This window comes from Trichocoleus sp. Lan, assembly GCF_039961855.1.
GTDB lineage: Bacteria > Cyanobacteriota > Cyanobacteriia > Cyanobacteriales > FACHB-T130 > FACHB-T130.
Genome location: NZ_JAMPKA010000011.1, coordinates 23,225 through 46,797, shown reverse-complemented (window position 1 = coordinate 46,797; position 23,573 = coordinate 23,225). Strand labels below are relative to the sequence as shown.

The following is a 23,573-nucleotide window of genomic DNA, read 5'->3' as shown; positions in this document are numbered from 1 at the left end:
AAGGAGTAGGGAATTTGCGACTAAAAAGTTTCTAAAACCCGTCAAAATTTTATTGAATCAGCACTACTTAATACCTGATGCCAACAAAAATGTAAAGGAAGGTTAACAATTCAGGATTTTAGAAATGTCAGCATTTTTAAATAAAAATCCACTGCTAGAACGCCCATTCTATATATAGAAAGTAAAAACAGCGTGGAGCAGTGGAAGTGTCAATCTGCTGGAGACTAGACTTGTTAATGTTTTTGTCTTAAAACTTAGTAGCGCCGAGAAAAGCCACCGCTACTGGGTCTGCGATTACCACCGCCGCCGCCAGAGGGTCCTCTATCTTCACGAGGTTTGGCTTTGTTAACTTTCAAATCTCGACCCATCCACTCCGCTCCATCTAGAGCTTCAATGGCAGCCGTTTCTTCAGCTTCAGTTTCCATTTCTACAAAACCGAAACCCCGTGGGCGGCCTGTCTCGCGGTCAGTGGGTAGCTGAACCCGCTTAACAGTTCCGTATTCGGCAAAAACTTGGCTGAGGTCTTCTTGGGTGACGTCGTAGGATAGGTTGCCTACATAGATTGACATGGAAGTATCTCGCTTTCTGCAGATGGTGTAGAGACTTAGATTCGGAGAGACGCCTGTCAACGTAGACAACCAACTCACTTAGCCGAATTAAATTCTCAGTGATTAACTTAGCACAGGATCGGGCTTCAGGCATTCGCCATCAAGGAAAACAATATGAAATTTGTCAAGGGAATGATTTCGTAATTTAAAGAGTGACAATTTTCTGCGAAGCATTGCGGTTTATACACAAGGTAAAAACAACAGCTATACAGGGGTTCTAACCCCTACGGATGCGGGAAAAGTCATGGGTTTTGGAATCTTTACGAGACTGGATGCTTCTTAGCATATAGAGTGGGATAGCGATTATGGCAGATGTGGCTTTTAAGAACTTTGACAAAAAGTGGCTACTCGACTGGCACAAGTGACTCTCGCCAGCGCACACTTAAAGATGTACTCAAGAGGCTCCTGAACTCTTCTTATGTTTCCAGCTGAACCTCCGGCTTCTGGTAGTGGCTTTCGCGCTCTGATGAAGAATCGGCCTTTTCTCATTCTTTGGGTAGGGCAGATCGTGTCTCAGGTAGCAGACAAGGTCTTCTTCATTTTGTTGATTGCGTTGCTGGAAAACTATCAGACGTCGCTGATGGGGGCAAATTCTATGCGTTCCGCCATCATGGTAGCTTTCACACTACCTGCAATCTTCTTTGGCTCAGCTGCCGGTATTTTTGTAGATCGCTTTCCAAAGAAGCAAATTATGGTGGCTTCTGATTGGATTCGCGCTTTATTGATACTATTGCTTCCGATATTGCCAAAGCAGTTTTTAGTTCTCTTAGTAATTACGTTTTTGCTCTCGACAGTTACGCAATTTTTTGCCCCAGCAGAGCAGGCGGCGATTCCCCTATTGGTCAAGCGCGAAAATTTAATGACAGCAAACGCGCTGTTTACAACCACCATGATGGGGTCTCTGATTGTCGGTTTCTCTGTGGGCGAGCCGCTGTTGAGTCTAGCCGGAACTTGGGGGGGAACCTATGGTCAAGAATTCTTGGTGGCGCTTCTGTACCTGTTGGCTGCTGGTCTCAGCCAGTTAGTGAAAGTCGTAGAAGCTCCGATTCCGATTGAGTCGATCGCAGTTCATCCTTGGAATGATCTTAAAGAAGGCTTCCGTTATTTATGGAAAAAACGCCTGGTTCGGACTGCGATGGTACAACTGACGATTCTATATTCGGTGTTTGCGGCTTTAACTGTACTGGCAATTGAGCTGGCAAAGGAAATTGGTCTCAATGAGCCGGGTCAATTTAGCTTTTTATTATCCGCTGCTGGGGTGGGTATGGTTTTTGGTGCGGGGGTGTTGGGGCATTGGGGCGATCGCTTCCACCACAAGCCTTTGCCTCTATTGGGTTTTTTGAGTATGGGCTTTGTGTTGGGTGTGTTTACGTTGACGACAAATCTCTGGATGGGCTTAGGATTAAGTGCGCTGTTGGGGCTGGGTGCCTCGCTCATTGGCGTACCCATGCAAACTCTGATTCAAGCCTCAACCCCAGAAAATATGCGCGGCAAAGTCTTTGGGTTTCAGAATAATGCTGTCAATATTGCACTGAGTGCGCCGCTAGCGATCGCTGGCCCACTTACGGATCAATTTGGTTTGCGAGGCGTTCTTTTGGGAATGAGCATTATTGTGAATATCGTTGGGGTCTGGGCGTGGCTCAGTACCCGTAATGTTTTGGAAGATGTCATCTAGCTTGAAAGGAGGACTGAGGAGTAAAATCTTGTAGCCAGTCCTTCCTAGAAACGCCTTTGCCTTTTGCTGGGTAAGGGGACGCGCTCAGCGTTACAACCCGATTGAAGGCGCGTTCATCAAGTCAGCCGCCCTTAGCCAGTATCCTTGGCGCACCTCCTTCTTGGCGGCGTGAACCGAAACAATAAACCTTAAAGTCACAGAAAATAAACACTCGCGAGTTTTTGGGGGGTTAATCCCTCGACAGGAATTGATATCAGGATTAGACTTAAGAATTAAACCCCTATTTCTAATGCTGAATTAGATAGAAATCTTAAAAAAGAACGTAGCTATAGTGAGAGGTTTCATGGTGCGATCGCAAAGCGTCTCGGAAAAAGAATCAATACGTCAAATGAGCAGCCGCAGAACAGGTGCCTTTGCCCTGATTGACAGTCTGAAGCGTCACGGTGTTGAACATATTTTTGGCTATCCGGGTGGTGCAATTCTGCCGATATACGATGAACTGTATCGGGCACAAACGGATGGCGGGATTCATCACATTTTGGCAAGACACGAGCAAGGCGCGGCTCACGCGGCGGATGGTTATGCTCGTGCCACCGGCAAGGTGGGGGTCTGTTTTGCCACGTCTGGCCCTGGGGCAACGAACCTAGTGACAGGCATTGCGACAGCCCACATGGACTCGATTCCAATGGTGGTAGTCACGGGGCAGGTGGCTCTTAACGCGATTGGCAGCGATGCGTTTCAGGAAACCGATATTTTCGGAATTACGCTGCCGATTGTGAAACACTCCTATGTTGTGCGCGATCCCGAAGACATGGCGCGGATTGTGGCAGAAGCGTTCCACATCGCCAGTACGGGACGTCCGGGACCCGTGTTGATTGATGTGCCCAAAGACGTGGCATTAGCGGAATTTGACTATGTGCCGGTGGAGCCGGATACGGTGAGATTGCCGGGATATCGTCCTACAGTGAAGGGCAATCCTCGTCAGATCAATGCAGCGTGTACTTTACTTCGGCAAGCACGGCAGCCGTTGCTCTATGTGGGTGGAGGCGCGATTACATCTGGTGCCCATGCAGAAATTCAGGAACTGGCGGAACTCTTCCAAATCCCCGTAACAACGACGTTGATGGGCATTGGTGCATTTGACGAGAACCATCCCCTCTCACTGGGAATGTTGGGGATGCACGGCACCGCCTACGCTAACTTTTCAGTCAGCGAGTGCGACTTGCTGATTGCGGTGGGAGCTAGATTTGATGACCGCGTGGCGGGTAAGTTGGATGAATTTGCTTCTCACGCCAAGGTCATTCATATTGACATCGACCCCGCAGAAGTAGGAAAAAATCGCGCTCCGGAAGTTCCCATTGTCGGCGATGTGCGGAACGTGTTGATTGACTTGCTGCGCCGATGTCAGGAAACCAACGCGGCTTTTGAGCCAAATCAAACGAAAGCATGGCTGGAACGCATTAATCGCTGGCGGGAAGACTATCCCCTCGTGGTGCCCCAATATCCCGATAGTCTGGCACCGCAAGAGGTGATTTCAGAACTAGCGAATCAAGCTCCCCAAGCCTACTACACGACAGACGTAGGTCAGCACCAAATGTGGGCGGCGCAATTTCTCAAAAATGGGCCGCGTCGGTGGATTTCCAGTGCCGGTTTAGGCACGATGGGGTACGGGATGCCAGCGGCGATGGGTGCTAAGGTAGCGCTGCCAAACGAACAGGTGATTTGTATTAGCGGCGATGCCAGTTTCCAGATGAATTTACAGGAACTGGGGACGCTGGCACAATATGGCATAAATGTCAAGACTGTTATTATCAATAATGGCTGGCAGGGAATGGTGCGTCAGTGGCAAGAGGCGTTCTACGGAGAGCGTTACTCGTCCTCAAATATGGAAGTGGGGATGCCGGATTTTGTGATGCTGGCAAAGGCATTCGGGATTAAAGGAATGTCGATCCGCGATCGCTCGGAACTGAAAGATGCGATCGCCGAAATGTTGGCTCACAATGGCCCCGTTTTGCTGGAAGCCCAAGTTAAACGGGACGAAAACTGTTACCCAATGGTGGCTCCTGGCAAGAGTAACGCTCAAATGATTGGCTTGCCAGAACGCCGCAAGTTGGAAAAAGCCACAGAGCTAGTCTATTGCAGCGGTTGCGGTGCGAAAAACATTGCCAGCAACAACTTCTGTCCGGATTGCGGCACCAAAATCTAAGGGTAATCAGCGATCGGTGATGAGTTTTTGACCAATTGCTGATGGATTCTTAGCGTTTGGATTACCGATTTTTTCCTTTGGAATATTAAACAGAGACTGGCTATCAATCGCCAGTCTCTTTATTTTTAGGGTGAATCTGGAACAATTTAGATGCGATCGCCTTTACCCTTCAAAGGTGCGACAGCACAATCAAAAAATACTCCCAAATCACCGTCTTTAAGCCTTTAGTAATCAAAAGATTACTTCTCCTTTACCTTTGGGGGTTACAGTGGCAGTGGCTATCCATCGCCAAATTTTCATAGCTGGAAATAATTACAGCCATGCCTCCAACTTCCAAAGCAGTTCTAGCAATCGATCAATACGATCCCAATGAAGGGCGTCGTTTGCATTTTTATGCCAAGGGAGACCTAATTCCCCTCGTGCCACAGGGCATTTGGCAGATCGATCGAGGTTTGGTGCAGCTGAGTACCCTTTGCCCGAATGGTGAAGAAGTGTTGCTGGGTTGGGCAGGAACTGCAACATTCTTTGGTCTTTGGATGACCTTGCTGCAAGCCTATCAGGCAACGGCGCTCTGTGATGTCTACTTAAGATGGTTTTCAGTCACAGAAATTGAAGCTTCCCCACGTCTATCTCAGATGATTTTGCCGCAAATGGGACGACGGATGCGGCAAGCAGAGGCACTTTTAGCCATTGTCGGACAGCGACGGGTCGAAGATCGCTTGCAGCGACTGTTGTTGCTGTTAAAAAAAGAAATCGGTCAACCTGTGGCGGGTGGAACTCGTCTGGGGGCGCGCCTCACCCATCAACATATCGCCAGCGCCATTGGTACCACCCGCGTGACAATCACGCGATTGCTCAGCAAGCTACAGCAGCAGGGATCGATTAGCCTGGATTGCGATCGCCACATTATCCTAAAAGATGAGAGCTTTGCCAGCATCTCTGATTGGTGAGTCGCATTTGTTAGGAGTAAGCTTCTGTCTCTCTCAGTAATTTCGGTTCCATCGGCAACGAATCAACAGCCCGCTGGGTTGATTGTCGTATTGCATGGCTTTGGAGGGAATGCCCAACAGTTGGCATCCTTAGCCCCATTTTTGAATTTACCGGAGTATCAGTTTTTGGTGCCCGATGCCCCTTTTACAAATCCCTATGTATCGGGGGGGCGAATGTGGTACGAATTTGGAAAGCCAGGAGGTTCGCAGTCTGCGGATTTAGTCAAAAGTCAGCAAATGCTAACTGAGTGGCTCAAATCTTTAGAAAGTTCTACCGGAGTCCCTCTTTCACGCACAATTTTGTGTGGATTTTCTCAAGGCGGAGCAATGACGCTGGATGTAGGATTGAATTTACCTTTAGCGGGTTTAGTCGTGTTGAGCGGCTATTTGCATCCTCTCTCTCCAAAACCTGATGCGACTTATCCACCTGTATTAATTTTGCATGGGAGACAAGATTCTGTGGTGCCGCTGAGTGCTGCCCAGAAGGCACGGGACGCTTTAACAGCACTAGGAATATCGGTACAATACCAGGAATTTGATATGGGGCATGAGGTTCAACCGGCAGCTTTAGAAGTGATGCGGAAGTTTGTCAAGGCAAATATCTGATCGGCGCTAGCCGCTAATAGCAGTCGTCAAAGTGAAATGGGTAGTGGGTGTCGAGTCTTCCCTTCCATTCCCCATTCCCACTCGGTGAAATCTCCGGTTTAAAGCTAGTAGACCCGCTAACTTGACGTTTTTTATATTAAGCGATCGCCAGTAATGGCGTTAAGATAAAATGGTTTGTTGCATCTGTATAATACATGGCACAGATGCAGATTGAGGGAGGCGCGGTCAATGACAACTGTTAGCATTTCCAACCGGGATATTTCTGCTGTAACGGCAACTGAAGTGGAACATCTGGCTGTACGGCTAGAGCAAGATAATTACACCAATCCTTTTGAAGGATTGGATGATTGGCATTTGCTCAGAGCGATCGCTTTTCAACGTCCAGATTTAGTTGAACCCTACCTCTACCTACTGGATTTTCAACCCTTCGATGAAGCTTAAATGCAAAGTGGCAGACGAGTTCTCATAGGGATAGGCGGCGGTATCGCCGCCTATAAAGTTTGTGAGGTAATTTCGGCGCTTGCGAAAACTGGGGTGGAAGTTCGGGCGATTCTCACGGATTCTGCTCAAGCATTTATTACGCCTCTAACCGTGGCAACGCTGTCCCGTCATCCTGCTTATACGGATGAAAATTTCTGGCAACCGACACGCGGACGCCCTTTGCATATTGAGTTGGGAGAATGGGCAGAGGTTTTTGCGATCGCTCCTCTAACCGCGAATACCTTAGGCAAGTTGGCTTATGGTTTCGCTGACAATCTGCTCACGAATACCGTCCTCGCTTCAACTTGTCCAGTGCTGTTAGCACCGGCAATGAATACGGATATGTGGGAACAGGTGGCAGTGCAACGCAATTGGCAACAGGTATTCGCAGATAAACGCTATCACGGTGTTGGTCCCGGTGCTGGACTGTTAGCTTGCGATCGCGTCGGTGCTGGACGTATGGCAGAACCTGCTGAAATTTTGCCGCAAATTACATCTCTATTGCACACTGGCGGGAAGCGAGATTTAGCCGGAAAACGAGTTTTAATTAGTGCTGGAGGAACGCGAGAGCATCTCGATCCGGTGCGCTTCATCGGCAATCCTTCGACTGGCAAAATGGGATTCGCATTGGCACAAGCTGCACTGCATCGCGGCGCATCTGTGACGCTGGTGCATGGGCCAATGGAGACGCCATTAATCGCCTCTCTACAAAAAGTGCAATTGATTAGTGTGATGAGCGCCCAGCAGATGCAGCAGGCGATGTTAGAGTGTTTTCCCGATGCCGATTTGATTGTGATGTCGGCGGCGGTGGCAGATGTGAAACCAGCCGAGTATAGTGCCCAGAAATTACCGAAGCGATCGCTTCCCGCTTCCTTACCTCTAGAATCTGTACCCGATATCGTGGCAGAATTGGCGAGTCTCAAACAGCCGCATCAAAAGTTAATTGGATTTGCCGCCCAGACTGGGGATATTGTTACGCCAGCCTTGGAGAAGTTGCAGAAGAAAAATTTGGATGCCATTGTTGCCAATCCCATCGATCAAGCCGATGCTGGTTTTGGCAGCGACAACAACCAAGCCGTATTTCTTGACAATCAAGGGCGCAAAGTAGAGATTGAACCCTGTAGTAAATTGCAGATGGCTCACGCTTTATTTGACTTTGTTCAAGGTGCTGGCTAAAAGGACAAGCGGTGCTTAGATCCCATCATTTTTCAGCGATTCTCATCGCTTCTCCATCTATTTTTGATTGGACAGAAGCCAATTTCTTAGATTCATTAAAAAGTGCGGCTCAAGATGCCCATCTAACTCCCGTTGGTCAGCTTTCTTTTACTTTTCAACCACAGGGAGTATCAGCAGTTCTCTTACTGGAAGAATCTCACGTCGCCTTGCATTTTTGGCCTGAAGAAGGGAAAGTTACCGTTGATATCCATGTGTGTGATTATCAGCAGGATAATTACGAAAAAGCAAAAACTCTTGCTGAATTACTTACTTTGGAGATTGGCGACAATTCCAATAATGAGCAGTGGAAATATTTCTGCGTTACTAGTTAATTTAAACAGCCCAAGCGATTAAAAATGAAGCCGCAATATAAGCAAAAGCTTCAATTAGTCCAGCACCCAAGTTCGGGATTTGTTGACGTGCAATTTCGTCTGATATTTTTACTCCTGGCACTAAAATTAAATCTGCTACCCAGCGAATTACAATCAGTGAGGCTAAGCAAAATAGGAGTGTTAAACCATATTGAGTAAAACTAATTACCCAATTTTGAAACTCGGCGGCAAATGCTACGCGCACGATATTACCTGTGGCAATAAGTAAGCCCGCTAACGCCACACCAGCAGCAGGATTATTGCGCCTTTCAATCTCTCCAAATACATTGTATTTAGTGACACGAGGATAGAGAACGCTCACCAAAACGAGTACGCCTAAGCCAACGATCCAGCAGACAAACCCTACCAGCCAAGTGCCACTTTCCCCGCCGAGTGCGGCGCTGAGAATGAGTCCATTAGCGATGTGATTGCCAAATTCTACAGCAGCAGCGCCTGTGTTCCGTTCTTCAAGAATTTCGCGCTTACAATCAAAGCAACGCAAAATTAAGCGATCGCCTACCCAAGCGCCAGCCAACATGAATAAAATGACTGTTGCGCCATAGCTTACCAAATTGAGTAATTTGTCCTGCCAATTGCCTGAAGGTTGTCCTAAAACACCACCCAGCGCAATGACGATACCGAGGTAATATCCGACAAGAGCGATCGCTACGGCTGGATTATCTTTAACAAATAGTTCCAAGTTTAATTCCATGCGACGAAATAGTTTTTGGTAAGCGAGTTGTCCCAGCCAGAACAACCCAAAGCCTACGACTAGCTCTAGAAGAATAAATCCTAATTGACTAACTTGTTCCACTACTTAACTCCTTCTCAATATTTCTTTATTATTCAATTAATTTTATATTTTTAAGTGTTTTAATAAGCCAATCATTGTATCTGCTAGTTGGTCATAAAAAAAGTAATCATGAGCACCAATAGTTTTTACTGGTACGCCACCAAACTGACTTTTAAAACGGGAAAATTTTGCATAGCTATGATTAGGATCGTGAGTAAAACCATAGAAATCATAGAAAGTGCAACCGCGTGATTTTGCCCGTTGCATTGCAGCCCAGTGTAAACTGTAAGTTGCCATGAATTCCGGATGTTCAAAACTACGTCCGCCGTAGAGATAAGTTGCGCGATCGCCCCAATAAACAACTAAGATAGCTGCTAATATTTTTCCTTGCCAGATTGCGAAACCTAGCTCTGCCATATTTGCCTTAAATAAGGTTTGGCAAAGATTAATGAAAAATTTGTAGGGTTCACCAAAAAACTGCTGGCGTTTTACCGTTTCCCAAAAAATATCGTAAAACACAGGAATTGCCTGTGAGTCTGTTCTAAATTCAGTTTCTACACCATGACGCCAACTCAAACGCAAATTATATCGTCCTTTTGGCTTCATAGTTGCTAACATTTCAGTTTCTGTTAATTGTAAATCAATTAACAGAGTTTCCGAGGGCAATAAATCAGCAGGGGCACGCATAAACCCGGAAAGGCAATCTAGTTTTTGCTGCCATAAAGGTTCAATTCGTAGGGCAACCGCTCCTATTTTTTTAGCTAAAGATGCCGCTTCTTTCACTAATATCTGCATTCCTTCTTTTTCCAATTTTTCAGGTAGCAGAGGGGCACCGGGAGCAACTAATAAATTGGCTTTATTAGGATGGGGATAAAAATAAAAAATGCATCCTCCCAATAATTCTTGCTTGTAAAATAAACCATAACGGAAGGTTTTGTATCCTTCCAATTCTTTGAAATCTGCCCAAGCCCAAGACTGCATAAAGCATCCTGCGGGAGCAGTTTGCACAAGCAAGTCCCAATGATGGCGTTCTTCTGAATTTAGTAGTCTAAGGGTTAAAGATAATTCTTCTAATTGAATTTTGTGCCCATTATTTACATCTAAAATGTCAGTCATTATTCGAGCGATTTGTTAATAAGTTTATCAACCAAATACCACCAGCCGCCGTCAAAACAAATCCTATAGTTCTATTAAACCAACTCCAGTCTCCTTCGCTATAATAAGTATTTCCTCCCGAATAGCCGCTAGAGCCAGGAGAATGGCTACTTCCTGAATAGTATCCCTTGGCAAACACAGCATCTGGAGATGCTAAATTGGCCATTAATAAAGTTACTGAGAGCATCATAATAAATTCTGCTGCTCGTGGTGATAGCGTTAAAATTTGCTGTCCAGTGCGGATTTTATCAGACAATTGTTTTAGTTCAGCGGCAATCTGAGGCGGCAGTTCTTGAGCACGTTCTAAAATACTTCCCAATAAACGTGATAAGTCGATTTCTGATAGTAATTTTTGAAGGTGGGCTAACCATTCTGCTGTCATCTTTGGGTTGTGATAAGGATGTTGTACCGGCAATAGTTTGCTAGTATCTATCTCATTACCCTGAACTTCTTCTAACCACCTTTGGGCGGTTGATTCTAGCTGAAGGAGATCCCGCAACCCTATCAGTCCAGTTCCAGCTTCTTCAATGTCTAAAAAATTAATGGTTTTTTCATCAATTGCTTCGATAATTTGAGGCGATTGAATATGAGGATTTAGTAAGTAGTAAAATAGCTGCGGGCAATCCAGAGTGTGAATATTGACGCTGTGGCGGCTATGCGCGATCGCATTCTCAAACTCAAACACTTTTAGCAGATTTTTAAGCGCGATCGCCTGTAAATTTTCAGGTAGGGTAATTCCTTCTATTTCAGAACGCTGAATTGTAACTGGAGACGCTAAGAAGAACCCCCAATTGCCGTAATCATGCCGCTGAAAGGATGGAATTGCTAGTTGTAAAGGCTTTGCCATCAATCCAGCAGCTAACAAGGTTTGATATAAACACCAAAAACCTGTTGTCCGATTTTCTGGAGAAACACCATTCGTGCTAATAATCCCACCTGGATAAAGAACCCGGCTAATCGTTTTAAACCATTCTTGGCTGTATATCGCCGTATCTTCTGTACAACTAGGATAAGTGAAATCGCAAATAATAACGTGATAAGATTTTTCCTTGAGTGTCGATAAAAACTCAAAAGCTTCTTGCGTGTAAATTGTTAAGCGATCGCTTTCTAAGCTTCCCTCGTTAAAATCCTTAAATACCCTTTTCCCTAGTTCTAAAACTTCTGGGTTGTAATCCACTAAATCAACGTGACTAACTTCAGGAAATCGCAACACATCCCGTGCAGCTAATCCATCTCCGCCGCCACAAATCAAGACTTGCAACTCTGTGTGAGGAAATCGTTTGACTGCCAGCGCTACCGATGGAATCACTAAATACTCGTGATAAATGGCTTCATCAGCGGTATCAAACTGCAAATCACCATTGATATAAAAAGCCAATCCGTTGTTATGTTGTTCAATAAATAAAGATGTAGGCATTTTTTTACTATCCGAATACCATCAACAATATTCCGCAAGCCATCATGAAACTGGCTACTAATGCTTGGAAAATCACGCTTTCCAAAAAACTCTTCTTCGCTCCTCGTTCAATGTGAGAAAAATCTTCTGGTTTTACTATTTTGGTAGAGTAAATATGTCGTTTGCCATCAGGCCAAGCTTCAATTGCTAAATTCCATTGATGATCCTTGTCCCAATAATCCCACGTAATTCGAGATGTCTCCTCTTCATCTCCTTCATAATTACCCTTGGTTGATGATTCAAAGTAATAGCGTTTACCCAAGGCTTGTAATTCTGGGTAAGGCATTTTTCCTCCTTGCATATCGTGCCAAAAACGAATAGCCAAATTATTCAGTGATTCTGGTTCAAATATCTTAGGGTCTGAAATTTCTTCGGCAAGATACCAATTGACTAAGGATTCAGGATTTTGCGGATCAATTTCTCGTAGCAAGTAGTATTCTTTTCCTGCCTGAGATTTTAGCAACCACTCCGTTGTTTCATATCCATAGGAATCGTCATAAGTGCTGTATTCTTTAATCTGCCACTGAACGCCATAATATTTTATGCGATCGCCTGGACGTAAATTTTCAAGTTGAGTTTTCGTAGTAATGGGATACATAAAATTTTGCTCTGCTAAAATTTTGTTTGAATGTAGAAAAAATCTTAAGTTTAAGTTTATTTTATTAAAATAATATCCGGCATTTTGGCTGGTTAATAGAGCGACTTAGCGTAGGCAGCATTTATTATATTCACACAGCCCTTAACTTCATAAAATAATCAATAAGACTTCATAAAAATATTAATTTTTTATAATCATCTACTCAAGGCGATAGAAGAGGTTCAATAACCCGACCCACCAACCAACTTCACAAAAAACATATCCGCTAGGAAGATGACCTGCGGGAGCGCGATCGCAATCAAAGATAAATTCTTCATAAGGAACCCAAGCGCCATCAATCCGCCATCCGACGCGATCGCCTAAAATACACAAAATCTCATAATTTGCGCTTCTCGTCCCTCCGATCCTTTCCCAGATATATTTTTGGACGCTAAAACCAAAGCGTCCTTTGCTGTGTTTTATCCAAAGTTGGTTAATGATCCGAAGGTCTGACATTGGAAAATTTTTGATATCTTCCACTCTCAGCCAACCTTCTGTTTCTCGACCAGAAATTTTCAGCATAACCGTCGTGGTTTCTTCATCCGCTTCTTGCCACTTTCCTAACGCTAAAAAAGTCTGTAGTTGCCGGTAATCTATCTTTGACGCTGAACTTTGCCGATTTGTTAAAAAATTCCGATTTGTAGCGATTGAACTAGCATTATAAGTTTTTGAAACCGGGATATTGCTAGATAGTGGCTGCTTAAAACTGTAAGTAGAAATCTTATTAAGATTAAGCAATTCTAGCCACTCCTGCACCGACTGAGGGCGTTCCTCCGCTTGAAATTCCATCCCTTTAAGAATCGCCTGATTGGCTAAATTACTAATACTGGAATTGAGGCGTTGCGGTGAATTTAACCGAATCCCCGCAGCTCTCGCCGGCGCAGGTAGCGGGACTTCTCCAGTCAGCAAATAGTAGAGCGTCGCCGCGAGTGCATAAACATCCGTATACTCGCCCCGTCTTGCTTGCTGAGCATACTGTTCAATTGGAGCAAAGCCTGGAGTAAAGGTTTGCGTATGAGTCTGCGTTATATCGGGGATAAATTCCCTAGCAATGCCAAAATCAATCAGTACCGCCTGGAATTTTTCGGCACGCACCATGATATTAGATGGCTTCACATCCCGATGCAAAAAGCCCCTGTCGTGGATGAAAGTTAGTGCGTCACCAATCTGGCGGATGTAGTGTAATGCTTCGGTTTCCGACAAAACACCCAGATTAAGTACGCGCTGCTCTAAGTTTTCTCCCTCAACATACTCCATCGCCATGCAAGGTAACTGTCCTTCAGAGAAGGCATTGTCAATCTGCACAATATTAGGGTGTCGGCACACAGCGAGTCGCAGCGCTTCTTTCTGGAAATCTCGATTAAATTTGTCTCGGTACGCTGTAAATTCGCGTTTAGTCAGTACCCGTTCATTCAGCGTCTTGATGACGACAAAATTCCCTTTTTTGTCCCTAGCTAGAAAAGTGATGCCATAGCCTCCTTCTCCTAGCACCCTTTCAACGATGTATCTTCCACCATGCAACATCTGCCCAGCGGCCCAAACCATTCCTCACACTTTCCCTGACACTTAGGCTAATTTTGCCATACCCTTGGTGCCAGTTTTGTTAAGTATTTGACCTATTCCAGAAGGCTCCATAACGGAAGGAAACAAAGGTGAGAGAAGAGCGATCGCTCTTGTTTTTGAGTGCTATATTCAGCGTAGAAACGCCTAGATGAAGGCAATTGTTATGACTCAGGAACTCATGGATTTACGAAATAGCATCATTGAGGGACGCGATAAAGAAACTTTGACGATTTTAGGTGGGCTGGATTAGATGAAGAAAAGGTGGATAGAACTCAGATAATCCTGACAGCTCAACAATTACTTGCTTTGCCGTATGCTCATTCAGCAAGTATTTTACTTGACATGATTGATGAGTATTTAACTCAGTTACCGGGTGGGCAAGATTGGTTTGAAGACAGGCGCGAATAGAGAATGCGATCGCTTGCCCTTCTTTTGATTGCATTTATTCTCAGCAAGATAGGCGATCCCAAAGCCACCTTTACCCAACTGCTTTTCAATAATGTATCGTCCGCCCTGCAACTTTTGTCCAGGATGCCAAACCATTGCTAAAGCTGCCTCGACACTAGGGTTAATTTTGGCATAAGGGTAGCCGTTCGCTTACACTGACTTCTGGCACCTGCGCTACACCCCATTTTCAGTAGGGGTCGCTTCTAGCGTAGGTTTGTATGCCAGTCAAAATGAGGAGAGCCAAGTCAGGGATGAAAAAAATATTGTTGTCCGGTTTGTTGTTGTTGCTACCGCTAGCAGCGTGTTCGCCCAACCCCTCCGGGACTTCAGCGACGAACGGTGGAACTGAGGCAAAACCTCTGACAATCGGTGCCATTCCCGATCAAGATCCGCAAAAGTTACAGCGTCAGTATGAGAAGCTAGCTGCCTATCTGGAAAAGGAACTGGGTGTGCCGGTGGAGTATAAGCCGGTTACTGACTATACGGCGGCGGTTACTGTCTTTAAAGTAGGGGATTTGGATTTGGTTTGGTTTGGGGGATTGACAGGGGTGCAGGCACGGTTGCAGGTGCCCGGTGCGGAAGCGATCGCGCAACGCGACGTAGACGCCCAATTTCACAGTCTCTTCATCGCCAACAAAAAGGCTGGGCTGAAGCCATTTAAAGATATTTCTGGTTTACAACAACTAAAAAAACATAGCTTCACTTTTGGCAGCGAATCTTCAACATCCGGGCGTTTAATGCCTCAATATTTCTTGCAACAAGCTGGACTTAAGCTTGAAGATTTGAAAGGTCAAGCTGGTTTTTCTGGCGATCACGATAAGACGATTAAATTGGTGGAAGCAGGCACCTACGATGTCGGTGCTGTGAATGAAAGCGTCTGGAAAAAGCGAGTCGATGCCAAAGAAGTAGACTTGAACAAAGTAGAAGTCCTTTGGGAGACACCCGCTTACTACGACTATCACTGGGTCATTCATCCCGATGTCAAAGAGTACTACGGTGAAGATTTTGTTGAAAAAGTGCAAAACGCCTTTTTAAAACTAGACCCCAAGGTACCAGAGCAAAAAGAAATTCTTGACCTTTTACAAGCAACTAAATTTATTCCTACCCAAAACTCCAATTATGCTCAAATTGAGGAAATTGGTCGGGAAATTGGCAAAATAAAGTGATGTAAATGACAGAAGCTAACTTTAAAATTGCAGAAAACTCCGCTAGTGAAACTCTAGTGGAGTTTATCTGGGAATTCTACAAATTTGAACACCTAAAATTTGATAAATCCCTTGTTTGCAAGGGGTTAGCAAAGATTTTGCAGGATGATTCTCTAGGACGAGTGTGGCCGATCTAGCATGGCAACAAAGCGATTGGCTACATCGTCCTGACCTTTGGCTACAGTTTGGAATTTCGAGGACGTGATGCATTTATTGATGAACTTTACATCCGAGAGAGTTATCGGGGGCAAGGGGTAGGCATGAGCGTAATTCAGTTTATAGAAAGTGTTTGCCCTTCTCCAGAAATTCAAGCACTTTATTTAGAAGTCGAGCGGAAAAAGACAGCAGCACAAAATTTGTATCAGAAGGTTGGTTCTAAAGATCGCGATCGCTATCTCATGACTAAATGGATAGCAAACTAAGCAGAGAAAAAAACTCATCTGCGCCAATATTTGAACTGAAAAACGTTTCTAAGCAATTTGGACGCTTTGAATCTCTCGCTGATATTAACTTGCAGATTTGGGCAGGCGATCGCGTGGCGCTGGTTGGTTCTAGCGGTGCCGGTAAAAGTACGCTAATTAATTTACTCAATGGTACGCTGCTACCCACTCAAGGAGAAGTCTGGGTACTGGGTCGAAACCTTGCTCATCTGCGTCCAAAGTTGCTGCGTCAAGTCCAGCGTCAAATTGGTACGATTTATCAACAATTTCACTTAGTTGATAATTTGCAGGTGATTCACAATGTCAATGCTGGACATCTAGGGCGCTGGTCGTTTTTTAAAGCAGCAGTTTCGCTGATTTATCCTTTGGAAGTCGAAACGGCTCATAAAGCTTTGGCACAAGTGGGGATTCCGGAAAAACTGTACGAACGCACCGATAGCCTTTCTGGTGGTCAACAGCAACGAGTCGCGATCGCTCGCGTCCTCGTGCAAAATCCCACCGCCATCCTTGCCGACGAACCCATTTCCAGCCTCGACCCCGAACGCAGCCGCGAGATTATAGATTTATTGCGCCAGTTGAGTATAGAAACCGGGAAAACTTTAGTCACCAGTGTCCACGCGATTGAATTTGCTCGCAGTCATTATCAGCGAATTATTGGTCTGCGACATGGGCGTATTTTGTTTGATATTCCCGCTGAAGACTTATCCGATGCAATGATTGAAACTCTCTACCAAACCAAGGGCTAATCCTAAATATTTCTATTCAAATTCCTCTGCGTTTTTTTCATCTCTAGCGGTTCGATATCTGAAGCGTGCCACAAACAAGCGATCGCCATCCAACTACTCTCCCTCAGCGCCCCTCACCGCTTACCTGGCGTACTGTGTGGGGATTGCTGTTTGTCGCGTCCCTCATTTGGTCGTTGCACGTAGCAGGCGTATTCCAAGGCAATTTAATCAACTCAGGCGGCTGGAACCTCGTCTGGCGCTTTCTCGTAGCTGCATTTTCACCCGATCTCAGCCCGGAATTTCTCCAACTCACTCTAGATTCCACCCTGAAAACCCTCGCTTACGCCGTGTGTGGCACTTTCTTCAGCGTGCTGATTGGTTTGGTGGGGGGTGTTTTTTCTTCTGAGATATGGTGGCAATCTGTTTCAAATTCAAAACTCAAAACTCAGACGCGATCGCTTGCGTTTCTAAAACTCAAAATTCAGCCTCCTTGGGTGGTCGTACGAGGAGTTTTGACAATCCCCAGAGCAATTCACGAGTTAATTTGGGGACTATTTTTTGTCAATATTTTTGGACTCGATCCGCTAGTAGCCGTGTTAGCGATCGCAATCCCTTTTGGTGCGATTACTGCCAAAGTCTTCTCGGAGATTCTAGACGAAACCCCCCGCCAGCCACTGATGGCACTCCTCAATAGCGGCGTCCCTCCTCTGAATGCTTTTGCCTATAGCTTGATTCCCCAAGCCTTTCTAAATCTGCTTTCCTACGCTTTTTATCGGTTTGAGTGTTCGATTCGTTCCGCCGCCGTATTGGGAATTATCGGTGCAGGTGGACTGGGGTATCAAATTCTCCTCAGCCTCCAATCTCTGCGCTATGAGCAGATGTGGACGTTTTTGATTGCCCTAATTTTATTAAATGGTGCTACGGATTTTTGGAGTGCTTTGTTGCGCCGTCGTTTGGGTGCGCCGAGTCGCCTGGATTTGAACGTTTTGAATCTCCAAGGGCGCAAACAGCAGTTTTATCAAAAAGATCCAGTCGTGCAGGTGTCATTTCTGGGCGGCATTGTTTTAGTCATTTTCTCCTTCTGGTACGTCCAAGCCGATTTCTCAAAGCTTTGGGCACTGCGAACCGCACAGCTATTGGCAGGAGTGTTTCAGGATGTCTTCCCACCGGATGGGAGTCAGGTAAGTCAACTATTTACCCTTTCGGCGCAAACCCTTGCCATGTCAATCCTGGCAATGACTGGGGCTGGATTAGGCGGCATTTTATTATCTTTTCCAGCCGCAAATAATTTCCTGTTGCCAGGAGGGATTTTAGATACTGGCAGAAGATCCAGCAAACTCCCCTCATCAAAGGGGACAGCGACTCTAATACCTCCCTTTTTAAGGGGGGCTAGGGGGGATCTACGAGCAACTGGTGTACTAATTTTTAGCCGCTTCCTACTGCTATTTGCTCGTGCCGTCCCCGAACCTATTTGGGCGTTAATCTTTCTATTTGTATTGTTTCCAGGGATCTTACCGGGAGCGATCGCTCTCGGTTTACACAACTTAGGTATCCTAGGGCGTCTGATGGCGGAAGTGACGGAAAATCTAGATGAACGTCCCTTGCGATCGCTTAAAGCTTTGGGCGCAAGTGGTTCCCAAGTCTTCCTCTACGGCGTCTTACCCCGCACGTTGCCCCGCTTTATCGCTTATATCCTCTACCGTTGGGAAGTCTGCATCCGCGCCACCGTCATCGTCGGATTAGTGGGTGCGGGTGGATTAGGTCGCTTGCTCGCGGAACAACTGAGTAGCTTTGACTACAAAGGTCTCCTAACCACTCTAATCGTCTTTCTCGCCCTCACTTTTATCGTAGATATGATTAGTGCCTCAGTACGACGGACATTAAGGTGATGCTGAGGAAAACTCAACCTTTACACCGTCAGACTGATGTAGACACCTGGTAAAAGTTCAACACTGATAATGTAACAAACAAAACATTTCCCAGTTACACCATCAATTCAGATTGATGGAAGAAATCGTTTTGTTGCAGAATTTTACATCATTTTTGAATATATTTACAGCGCTTATCTAATTTTAACGAATTTCTAGAGCTAAAAATAGAAATAGCAGCCTGATATCCCTTCTGAAAACATTACCCGTCTGGTAAATAACCAAAGCAAATAGGCAAAAAGTTTTCATGAGAATTTCAAAATTCACAATTTACCAGACGTTGTCAAGTCCATTTCCTGAAGATTAAATGTGCTGCTGTGAAAGCTTTTTAATAAGGAGATACCATGAGCCAATCAAGCAATCTACCAAACAATAGTTCGATAACTACCGATGCATCTACAGGAGAAGAACATAAGACTCAACAAGCGGCTGCAAAAGCAACAGCCAAAGTTGCTTTTGAAATGGCACCCGAAAAAATTGTCGTTGACTCTCCACCCCCAAAACCCAATTATCCCCACTATCGGGTTCATCCTGGAGAGCAGTTTGTCTTAGCATCTGTCGATCCGAATGCTTCGGAAGACTATAAAAATAAGAAAGATATTGAGCAGGAACTGCAACATCAGCGCCAGCGCCTTCAAAATTTACAAGAACGTCTATATGCTGAACATCAGCGCAGCCTACTCATTGTCCTGCAAGCGATGGATACAGGAGGCAAAGATGGCACCATTAAACACGTATTTGGTGGTGTAAATCCGCAAGGTTGCCAGGTTTGGTCATTCAAAAAACCTAGTGAAGAAGAAGCAGGTCATGATTTTCTCTGGCGTTATCACCAGCGGACGCCGTTACGAGGGATGATTACTATCTTCAATCGCTCGCATTACGAAGACGTGTTAATCGTCCGGGTGAAACAACTGGTACCAGAGAATGTATGGCGGGAGCGCTATCACATTATTAATGAGTTTGAGCATATGCTCACGCTTAATAACATTGCGGTAATCAAGTTTTTTCTGCACATTTCTAAAGACGAGCAAAAACGACGGTTACAAAGTCGTTTAGAAGATCCAGATAAGCATTGGAAATTTTCTAGCAACGACTTGAAAGAACGTCTATTTTGGGATGAATACCAGAAGGCATTTGAGGATGCAATTATTAATTGCTCGACTGAGTATGCCCCTTGGTATGTGGTGCCTGCTAACAATAAGTGGTACCGCAATTTAGTGATTGCTCGTACAATTGCTGACACTCTTGAAGCAATGAATCCACAATATCCAAAACCAGAAATGGGCTTAGAAAGTATTTTGATTTCTGATTAACTTTCTTCTATCAATCTCCTATTATTATTTTACCAGATTGATAGAATTGCGTGAACAATATTTTGAAACGAACGCAATAAACGAAACAAGCGAAATAGCTCTGGTTTTGGATTGGTGTAGCGGTGCTCTCTTGGCTTTAGGATTCTAGCATCCGGTTGCTACTAATTACTCGTGTTGGGTGGAGCTGATGATTTTTTAAAGAAAGATGCGAATAAAAGCGCGATCGCTCCCTCTCAAACACATCTATCTTGAGGGAATCAATGCGATAAATCGCTCAGGCTAAGTTTGACCTAAAAGGAGTACACGTTAGCGAAGCAAGGCGTTAGCGCGATCGCTTGCTGGCACGCCACCCGGCTCAATTGCATCAATCTTAGCCTTAACCAGAGCGATCGCTTCCTGTAAATCTGCTTGTCGCTTCAGTAAAATCTCGGTTTTCCCAATGACTGGATTAATGGCATAAAGATTCCAGTTGTTGTCAGAATCTTCATAGGGTTTAACGTGCCACTCTTGATAGATAAAGTCGTCGCATTCGACGCAAACTAGCTGTTGCTTCATCCCGTCAAAGCGAACGCTGTCCTCGTTGTTAGGAACCCAATGGCTTTCGTGATTACTCAAAGCAATTAGGGATTCGACAAATGCTACAGCTTCCTCGTATTGCACAAAAGCCTTTAAGCTGCGATATGGATTGCCTTGCGGGTTCCAAATCTCCAGATGATGCCCGTAGCGTCCCGGTACGATTTGGTAAATCCATCCGTCAAGCATTTGTGCAGTGTAGTCTTGTTTGCTGCTCATGAATACACCTTCTATCAGAACCCAAAAATATCAGGTCTTCTCGTTGGTTAGCGATTCCTAGCCTTGTCGCTTTATCCTGATTTAGCTGTGTTGGGATACCATCTACTCTAGCGACCCTCGGAGAGAGTTTCACCCCCACTGTTGGCAGTAGCCGCGAAGAACCAGAAAACAAAATCAAGTTTTGGCGTGCATCTCCCTGATTTGCAGGCGGGAGAGGAAAGCGATAGATAGCGTGAAATCTGGTATATTTCCCGTTTGCCGGACGCGATCGCATTTGTTATACTCGCACCGTTTATTCGGAAATCCGAGTAATTAGCCGTATTAAATTAACAGGAAATTCTAGAAATTCACCGATGTCTGAAGAACCAAAATCACAGGGATGGTTTCATACCGTTCCGGGCATTATGACCGCAACTGCTGCCATTCTCACTGCTGTAACCGGCTTGGTTGTAGCGCTAAAGCCAGCGGAAGTTCCAAAGCCATCACCAGCCGCATCCACTGCGCCATCGATAGAGACACCAAGCCAACAGGTATTAACTCCTGAAAACACTGGCACTACACAATTTGATGGCAAAGGAAAAGGAAAGAACAAAGACAAGGGTAAAAATAACTAGTCCTTGTAAACGACCAATGCCGCTACGGATTACACTCATGATTTAGTAGAGACGCAATAAATCGCGTCTCTATTTTTTTAGGTCGGTCGCAACTCAATTAAGATGACAAATTGCTAATTTTTTAAGGCATTTAGTCATTCGCAATTTGCCATTTCTGTAATTTAGCGATCGCGCAGTTCCGTCTCCAACTTGTCTAAATCCTCTCTCAAGAAAATGACCATTTGACCGTTATACGCCTTCCCTTCCTTGGTTTGGGCAATTTCCATCCAGTAGCCAAATCGATCTCCTAAGCGCAGTTCACCCTGTTGTGCCGCCAAAAGCGGAAGCCGCTGCCGACGAGCTAAGTCTACAGTTTGTGGTGTGGGATATTCGTAGACAATTCGGGAACGGTCGTAGTCTTGATAAATATCTGGGCCATAGATTACCCGCAGCGATTCTTTTAGACGTTGTGGCGTTACGCCATTAACCATGTCAAAAAAAGAAAAGCGTTCGCTGCGAATCGTGCCTCGATCTTTAAGAAAAGTGACTCTACCGGGAGGAAGGACAGTTGCGAGAAAAGTAAATCGCTGGGCGGCTGTATTGGTCTTTTGCACTAATAGACCATCGCCTGTAGAAGGTCGAAGAGTGGGATTAGAATTAATCCAGGCAATCACTTCTTCTGTTTTCTGTCCGGGTAGGGCGTCAGCACTTTTAGTGGCTCCTAATGCTAGTAAAATTCCCAGTGACAGAACTGACCAAAATTTAACGCTTTTCATTTAGACCTTAAACCTGCAAACACACTTCACCAATCAGCACCCTGTTCTTAGCTATCCCTATTCTTAAGATGCCATGCTGGGGTCGATAGCAACCTTAATTACCTTACGATTCTTCATATCTTGGAACACTTGCTCTAAATGCTTTAAAGGCTGATGTTCGCTGATGAGCAATTCTAAGGGGATGGCGCGACTCGCCAATAGAGATAAAGCATCTCGTACATATTTTGGGGTGTTGTGAAAAACGCCTTTTAGAGTGAGTTCGCTGTAGTGGAGTTGTTCGGTATTGACGGTGATGGTGGTATCGCGCGGACATCCCCCGAATAGATTGACGGTAGCACCCGGACGGGCACACGCGATCGCACTCTCCCAAACTGCGGGTACACCCGTCGCTTCTATCACCACATCTGCGCCCCAGCCGTCGGTTCGCTCTTTTACCGCACTCGGTATATCTGTCAGATGATGATAGTTAAACGTTTCCACAGCGCCTAGCTTTTTCCCAATTTCCAGCCGTTGGTCATTTCCCCCAAAGAGCAACACTGACGCCGATTGATGCGCCAGTACCGCCACAAACATCAGCCCAATTGCCCCATCTCCCAGCACCACAACGCGATCGCCAGACTTTACATTAGAACGTGCTACCCCATGCAGCACGCAGGCTAATGGTTCAGTCATCGATGCCAAGGCATCGGGCAAGTCATCTGGGATGGGCAACAGGTTGTGTTGCACAATCGGGGCGGGAATTTTTAAATACTGTGCGAACGTGCCGTTATTCCACGTCAAGTTAGGGCAAAGAGAATATTCTTGACGTTGACAAAAGAAACAATTCATGCAAGGAGCAGAATTATTCGCAACGACGCGAACTCCTTCCCGGAGTCGCCCCCTTGGGGCTTCGCCCACTTGCCAACCTTGGACTCCGCTTCCTACCGCCACAATCCGCCCCGCTGCCTCATGACCAAACAAGGTAGGAGGCTTCAGCATCTTTGCATGACCACCGCGCCGCCAAACCTTTAGATCGGTGCCGCAAGTCGTTGCCGCAGCCACTTGAATCACCACCTCACCAGCAGAGGGTGTAGGGTCAGCGACCTGTTCTAGGCGTAGATCCGTTTGTCCGTAAAGTACCGCTGCCAGCATGATACACTGCCCCTAAGCGAGTCCAAGCTGATTTTATCAGGGCAGATGAATTTTGACGCCTGACATGACGGCAAATTGGTTTCCAGGTTCAGCTTGGGAACAGTAGAACCAGGCTAAAAACGGACTTTTCAGTTTTTCTTTATCTAACAGTTAGGTATTTTTTCCTTCCCAAATAAGGGAAGGGAACTGTTTTATGGTTTCACCAGTTTCAGAGAAAGCGATCGCGCTCCCTGAACCGCTTGATGAAGGGGAAGTGTTTGATCCAGGGCTATAGGCAGCATTTCTTGTCGGCATGAAGTACAAAACCAATAAACCCCATTTTGCCGCGCATGACGTAGAAGAGGACTGCCGCAACAATGGCAAGTATTCATTCGCATTTTATTAAACTCCTTATTCACAAAAAGTACACCCCTGAAGCCTTGGTCACTCAAGCGAATGTATAGGCGAACACAATCTGAAAAAATAAATT

24 protein-coding genes are annotated in these 23,573 nt (G+C 45.4%); 13 read left to right on the top strand and 11 right to left on the bottom strand.

The genetic code is table 11. The features are described 5' to 3' along the window. Nucleotides 1-254: 254 nt before the first annotated feature. Entirely contained in the window at nucleotides 255-569 is a 315-nt protein-coding gene (locus NDA03_RS11680; RefSeq protein WP_190412631.1) for an RNA-binding protein, read from the bottom strand. Between the two features lie 457 nt (nucleotides 570-1,026). On the opposite strand from NDA03_RS11680, the gene NDA03_RS11675 reads away from it, so the two are divergent. From NDA03_RS11675 to NDA03_RS11645, 7 genes are all read left to right on the top strand, one after another. After that, nucleotides 1,027-2,283, top strand: coding sequence for an MFS transporter (locus NDA03_RS11675; protein WP_190412632.1), 1,257 nt, complete (start codon nucleotides 1,027-1,029; stop codon nucleotides 2,281-2,283). Nucleotides 2,284-2,626: 343 nt separating this feature from the next. After that, nucleotides 2,627-4,489, top strand: a complete 1,863-nt coding sequence (ilvB, locus tag NDA03_RS11670) for a biosynthetic-type acetolactate synthase large subunit (protein WP_190427129.1) — start codon at nucleotides 2,627-2,629, stop codon at nucleotides 4,487-4,489. 320 nt (nucleotides 4,490-4,809) lie between these two features. Further along, on the top strand, nucleotides 4,810-5,439 hold the full coding sequence (locus NDA03_RS11665; protein WP_348232733.1) for a Crp/Fnr family transcriptional regulator: 630 nt from the start codon (nucleotides 4,810-4,812) through the stop codon (nucleotides 5,437-5,439). A gap of 24 nt (nucleotides 5,440-5,463) precedes the next feature. Continuing rightward, nucleotides 5,464-6,084 (top strand): dienelactone hydrolase family protein, encoded by a 621-nt coding sequence (locus NDA03_RS11660; RefSeq protein ID WP_190528533.1) that lies wholly within the window; start codon nucleotides 5,464-5,466, stop codon nucleotides 6,082-6,084. Between the two features lie 228 nt (nucleotides 6,085-6,312). Then, complete coding sequence (locus NDA03_RS11655) at nucleotides 6,313-6,525, top strand: DUF2555 domain-containing protein (RefSeq protein WP_190412635.1); 213 nt, start codon at nucleotides 6,313-6,315, stop codon at nucleotides 6,523-6,525. Then, nucleotides 6,526-7,740, top strand: a complete 1,215-nt coding sequence (gene coaBC / locus NDA03_RS11650) for a bifunctional phosphopantothenoylcysteine decarboxylase/phosphopantothenate--cysteine ligase CoaBC (protein WP_190534745.1) — start codon at nucleotides 6,526-6,528, stop codon at nucleotides 7,738-7,740. It begins immediately after the preceding gene. An 11-nt stretch (nucleotides 7,741-7,751) separates the two neighbouring features. Then, nucleotides 7,752-8,111 (top strand): S-adenosylmethionine decarboxylase, encoded by a 360-nt coding sequence (locus NDA03_RS11645; RefSeq protein WP_190534748.1) that lies wholly within the window; start codon nucleotides 7,752-7,754, stop codon nucleotides 8,109-8,111. Nucleotide 8,112: 1 nt separating this feature from the next. Here the strand turns inward: NDA03_RS11645 and NDA03_RS11640 are convergent, their stop codons facing one another. The 6 genes from NDA03_RS11640 to NDA03_RS11615 form a co-directional block, all read right to left on the bottom strand. Beyond that, the gene (locus tag NDA03_RS11640) at nucleotides 8,113-8,964 is read right to left on the bottom strand and encodes a DUF350 domain-containing protein (protein WP_190534750.1); all 852 of its coding nucleotides are present in this window, start codon (nucleotides 8,962-8,964) and stop codon (nucleotides 8,113-8,115) included. A 42-nt stretch (nucleotides 8,965-9,006) separates the two neighbouring features. After that, complete coding sequence (locus NDA03_RS11635) at nucleotides 9,007-10,059, bottom strand: peptidoglycan bridge formation glycyltransferase FemA/FemB family protein (protein WP_190534752.1); 1,053 nt, start codon at nucleotides 10,057-10,059, stop codon at nucleotides 9,007-9,009. Then, nucleotides 10,052-11,515, bottom strand: a complete 1,464-nt coding sequence (locus NDA03_RS11630) for a spermine synthase (RefSeq protein ID WP_190534754.1) — start codon at nucleotides 11,513-11,515, stop codon at nucleotides 10,052-10,054. The genes NDA03_RS11635 and NDA03_RS11630 overlap by 8 nt, the downstream gene beginning before the upstream one ends. 7 nt (nucleotides 11,516-11,522) lie before the next feature. Continuing rightward, nucleotides 11,523-12,152 (bottom strand): DUF4178 domain-containing protein, encoded by a 630-nt coding sequence (locus tag NDA03_RS11625; protein WP_190412641.1) that lies wholly within the window; start codon nucleotides 12,150-12,152, stop codon nucleotides 11,523-11,525. 198 nt (nucleotides 12,153-12,350) lie between these two features. Continuing rightward, entirely contained in the window at nucleotides 12,351-13,736 is a 1,386-nt protein-coding gene (locus NDA03_RS11620; protein WP_190528470.1) for a serine/threonine-protein kinase, read from the bottom strand. A 384-nt stretch (nucleotides 13,737-14,120) separates the two neighbouring features. After that, on the bottom strand, nucleotides 14,121-14,297 hold the full coding sequence (locus NDA03_RS11615) for a hypothetical protein (RefSeq protein WP_190528546.1): 177 nt from the start codon (nucleotides 14,295-14,297) through the stop codon (nucleotides 14,121-14,123). Between the two features lie 155 nt (nucleotides 14,298-14,452). On the opposite strand from NDA03_RS11615, the gene NDA03_RS11610 reads away from it, so the two are divergent. From NDA03_RS11610 to NDA03_RS11590, 5 genes are all read left to right on the top strand, one after another. After that, nucleotides 14,453-15,367: a putative selenate ABC transporter substrate-binding protein gene (locus NDA03_RS11610; protein ID WP_190528472.1), complete on the top strand. Its 915-nt coding sequence runs from the start codon at nucleotides 14,453-14,455 to the stop codon at nucleotides 15,365-15,367. A gap of 191 nt (nucleotides 15,368-15,558) precedes the next feature. After that, a complete protein-coding gene (locus NDA03_RS11605) occupies nucleotides 15,559-15,828 on the top strand; it encodes a GNAT family N-acetyltransferase (RefSeq protein ID WP_339380679.1) in 270 nt (89 codons plus the stop codon). Then, a complete protein-coding gene (locus tag NDA03_RS11600) occupies nucleotides 15,813-16,592 on the top strand; it encodes a phosphonate ABC transporter ATP-binding protein (protein ID WP_348238088.1) in 780 nt (259 codons plus the stop codon). The genes NDA03_RS11605 and NDA03_RS11600 overlap by 16 nt, the downstream gene beginning before the upstream one ends. Before the next feature lie 143 nt (nucleotides 16,593-16,735). Further along, nucleotides 16,736-18,460: an ABC transporter permease subunit gene (locus NDA03_RS11595; RefSeq protein ID WP_348238138.1), complete on the top strand. Its 1,725-nt coding sequence runs from the start codon at nucleotides 16,736-16,738 to the stop codon at nucleotides 18,458-18,460. A 383-nt stretch (nucleotides 18,461-18,843) separates the two neighbouring features. After that, complete coding sequence (locus tag NDA03_RS11590; RefSeq protein WP_190437018.1) at nucleotides 18,844-19,812, top strand: polyphosphate kinase 2 family protein; 969 nt, start codon at nucleotides 18,844-18,846, stop codon at nucleotides 19,810-19,812. Nucleotides 19,813-20,118: 306 nt separating this feature from the next. On the opposite strand, the gene NDA03_RS11585 is transcribed toward NDA03_RS11590, so the two are convergent. Next, on the bottom strand, nucleotides 20,119-20,604 hold the full coding sequence (locus NDA03_RS11585) for a hypothetical protein (RefSeq protein ID WP_348238087.1): 486 nt from the start codon (nucleotides 20,602-20,604) through the stop codon (nucleotides 20,119-20,121). A 353-nt stretch (nucleotides 20,605-20,957) separates the two neighbouring features. Here NDA03_RS11585 and NDA03_RS11580 point away from each other — a divergent pair, with 353 nt between their 5' ends. Beyond that, entirely contained in the window at nucleotides 20,958-21,218 is a 261-nt protein-coding gene (locus NDA03_RS11580; protein WP_190412647.1) for a hypothetical protein, read from the top strand. A 161-nt stretch (nucleotides 21,219-21,379) separates the two neighbouring features. On the opposite strand, the gene NDA03_RS11575 is transcribed toward NDA03_RS11580, so the two are convergent. The 3 genes from NDA03_RS11575 to NDA03_RS11565 form a co-directional block, all read right to left on the bottom strand. Beyond that, entirely contained in the window at nucleotides 21,380-21,973 is a 594-nt protein-coding gene (locus tag NDA03_RS11575; protein WP_190412648.1) for a hypothetical protein, read from the bottom strand. Nucleotides 21,974-22,036: 63 nt separating this feature from the next. Beyond that, complete coding sequence (locus NDA03_RS11570) at nucleotides 22,037-23,104, bottom strand: zinc-binding dehydrogenase (protein WP_190668062.1); 1,068 nt, start codon at nucleotides 23,102-23,104, stop codon at nucleotides 22,037-22,039. A 191-nt stretch (nucleotides 23,105-23,295) separates the two neighbouring features. Beyond that, entirely contained in the window at nucleotides 23,296-23,475 is a 180-nt protein-coding gene (locus NDA03_RS11565; RefSeq protein WP_348238137.1) for a hypothetical protein, read from the bottom strand. Between the last annotated feature and the right edge of the window lie 98 nt (nucleotides 23,476-23,573).

Excerpts from the sequence above, each read along its gene's own strand:
- NDA03_RS11680 (WP_190412631.1), bottom strand. The coding sequence starts at position 569 with ATGTCAATCTATGTAGGCAACCTATCCTACGACGTCACCCAAGAAGAC.
- NDA03_RS11675 (WP_190412632.1), top strand. The coding sequence starts at position 1,027 with ATGTTTCCAGCTGAACCTCCGGCTTCTGGTAGTGGCTTTCGCGCTCTG.
- ilvB (WP_190427129.1), top strand. The coding sequence starts at position 2,627 with ATGGTGCGATCGCAAAGCGTCTCGGAAAAAGAATCAATACGTCAAATG.
- NDA03_RS11665 (WP_348232733.1), top strand. The coding sequence starts at position 4,810 with ATGCCTCCAACTTCCAAAGCAGTTCTAGCAATCGATCAATACGATCCC.
- NDA03_RS11655 (WP_190412635.1), top strand. The coding sequence starts at position 6,313 with ATGACAACTGTTAGCATTTCCAACCGGGATATTTCTGCTGTAACGGCA.
- coaBC (WP_190534745.1), top strand. The coding sequence starts at position 6,526 with ATGCAAAGTGGCAGACGAGTTCTCATAGGGATAGGCGGCGGTATCGCC.
- NDA03_RS11635 (WP_190534752.1), bottom strand. The coding sequence starts at position 10,059 with ATGACTGACATTTTAGATGTAAATAATGGGCACAAAATTCAATTAGAA.
- NDA03_RS11630 (WP_190534754.1), bottom strand. The coding sequence starts at position 11,515 with ATGCCTACATCTTTATTTATTGAACAACATAACAACGGATTGGCTTTT.
- NDA03_RS11625 (WP_190412641.1), bottom strand. The coding sequence starts at position 12,152 with ATGTATCCCATTACTACGAAAACTCAACTTGAAAATTTACGTCCAGGC.
- NDA03_RS11620 (WP_190528470.1), bottom strand. The coding sequence starts at position 13,736 with ATGGTTTGGGCCGCTGGGCAGATGTTGCATGGTGGAAGATACATCGTT.
- NDA03_RS11615 (WP_190528546.1), bottom strand. The coding sequence starts at position 14,297 with ATGGTTTGGCATCCTGGACAAAAGTTGCAGGGCGGACGATACATTATT.
- NDA03_RS11610 (WP_190528472.1), top strand. The coding sequence starts at position 14,453 with ATGAAAAAAATATTGTTGTCCGGTTTGTTGTTGTTGCTACCGCTAGCA.
- NDA03_RS11600 (WP_348238088.1), top strand. The coding sequence starts at position 15,813 with ATGGATAGCAAACTAAGCAGAGAAAAAAACTCATCTGCGCCAATATTT.
- NDA03_RS11590 (WP_190437018.1), top strand. The coding sequence starts at position 18,844 with ATGAGCCAATCAAGCAATCTACCAAACAATAGTTCGATAACTACCGAT.
- NDA03_RS11585 (WP_348238087.1), bottom strand. The coding sequence starts at position 20,604 with ATGAGCAGCAAACAAGACTACACTGCACAAATGCTTGACGGATGGATT.
- NDA03_RS11580 (WP_190412647.1), top strand. The coding sequence starts at position 20,958 with ATGTCTGAAGAACCAAAATCACAGGGATGGTTTCATACCGTTCCGGGC.
- NDA03_RS11575 (WP_190412648.1), bottom strand. The coding sequence starts at position 21,973 with ATGAAAAGCGTTAAATTTTGGTCAGTTCTGTCACTGGGAATTTTACTA.
- NDA03_RS11570 (WP_190668062.1), bottom strand. The coding sequence starts at position 23,104 with ATGCTGGCAGCGGTACTTTACGGACAAACGGATCTACGCCTAGAACAG.
- NDA03_RS11565 (WP_348238137.1), bottom strand. The coding sequence starts at position 23,475 with ATGAATACTTGCCATTGTTGCGGCAGTCCTCTTCTACGTCATGCGCGG.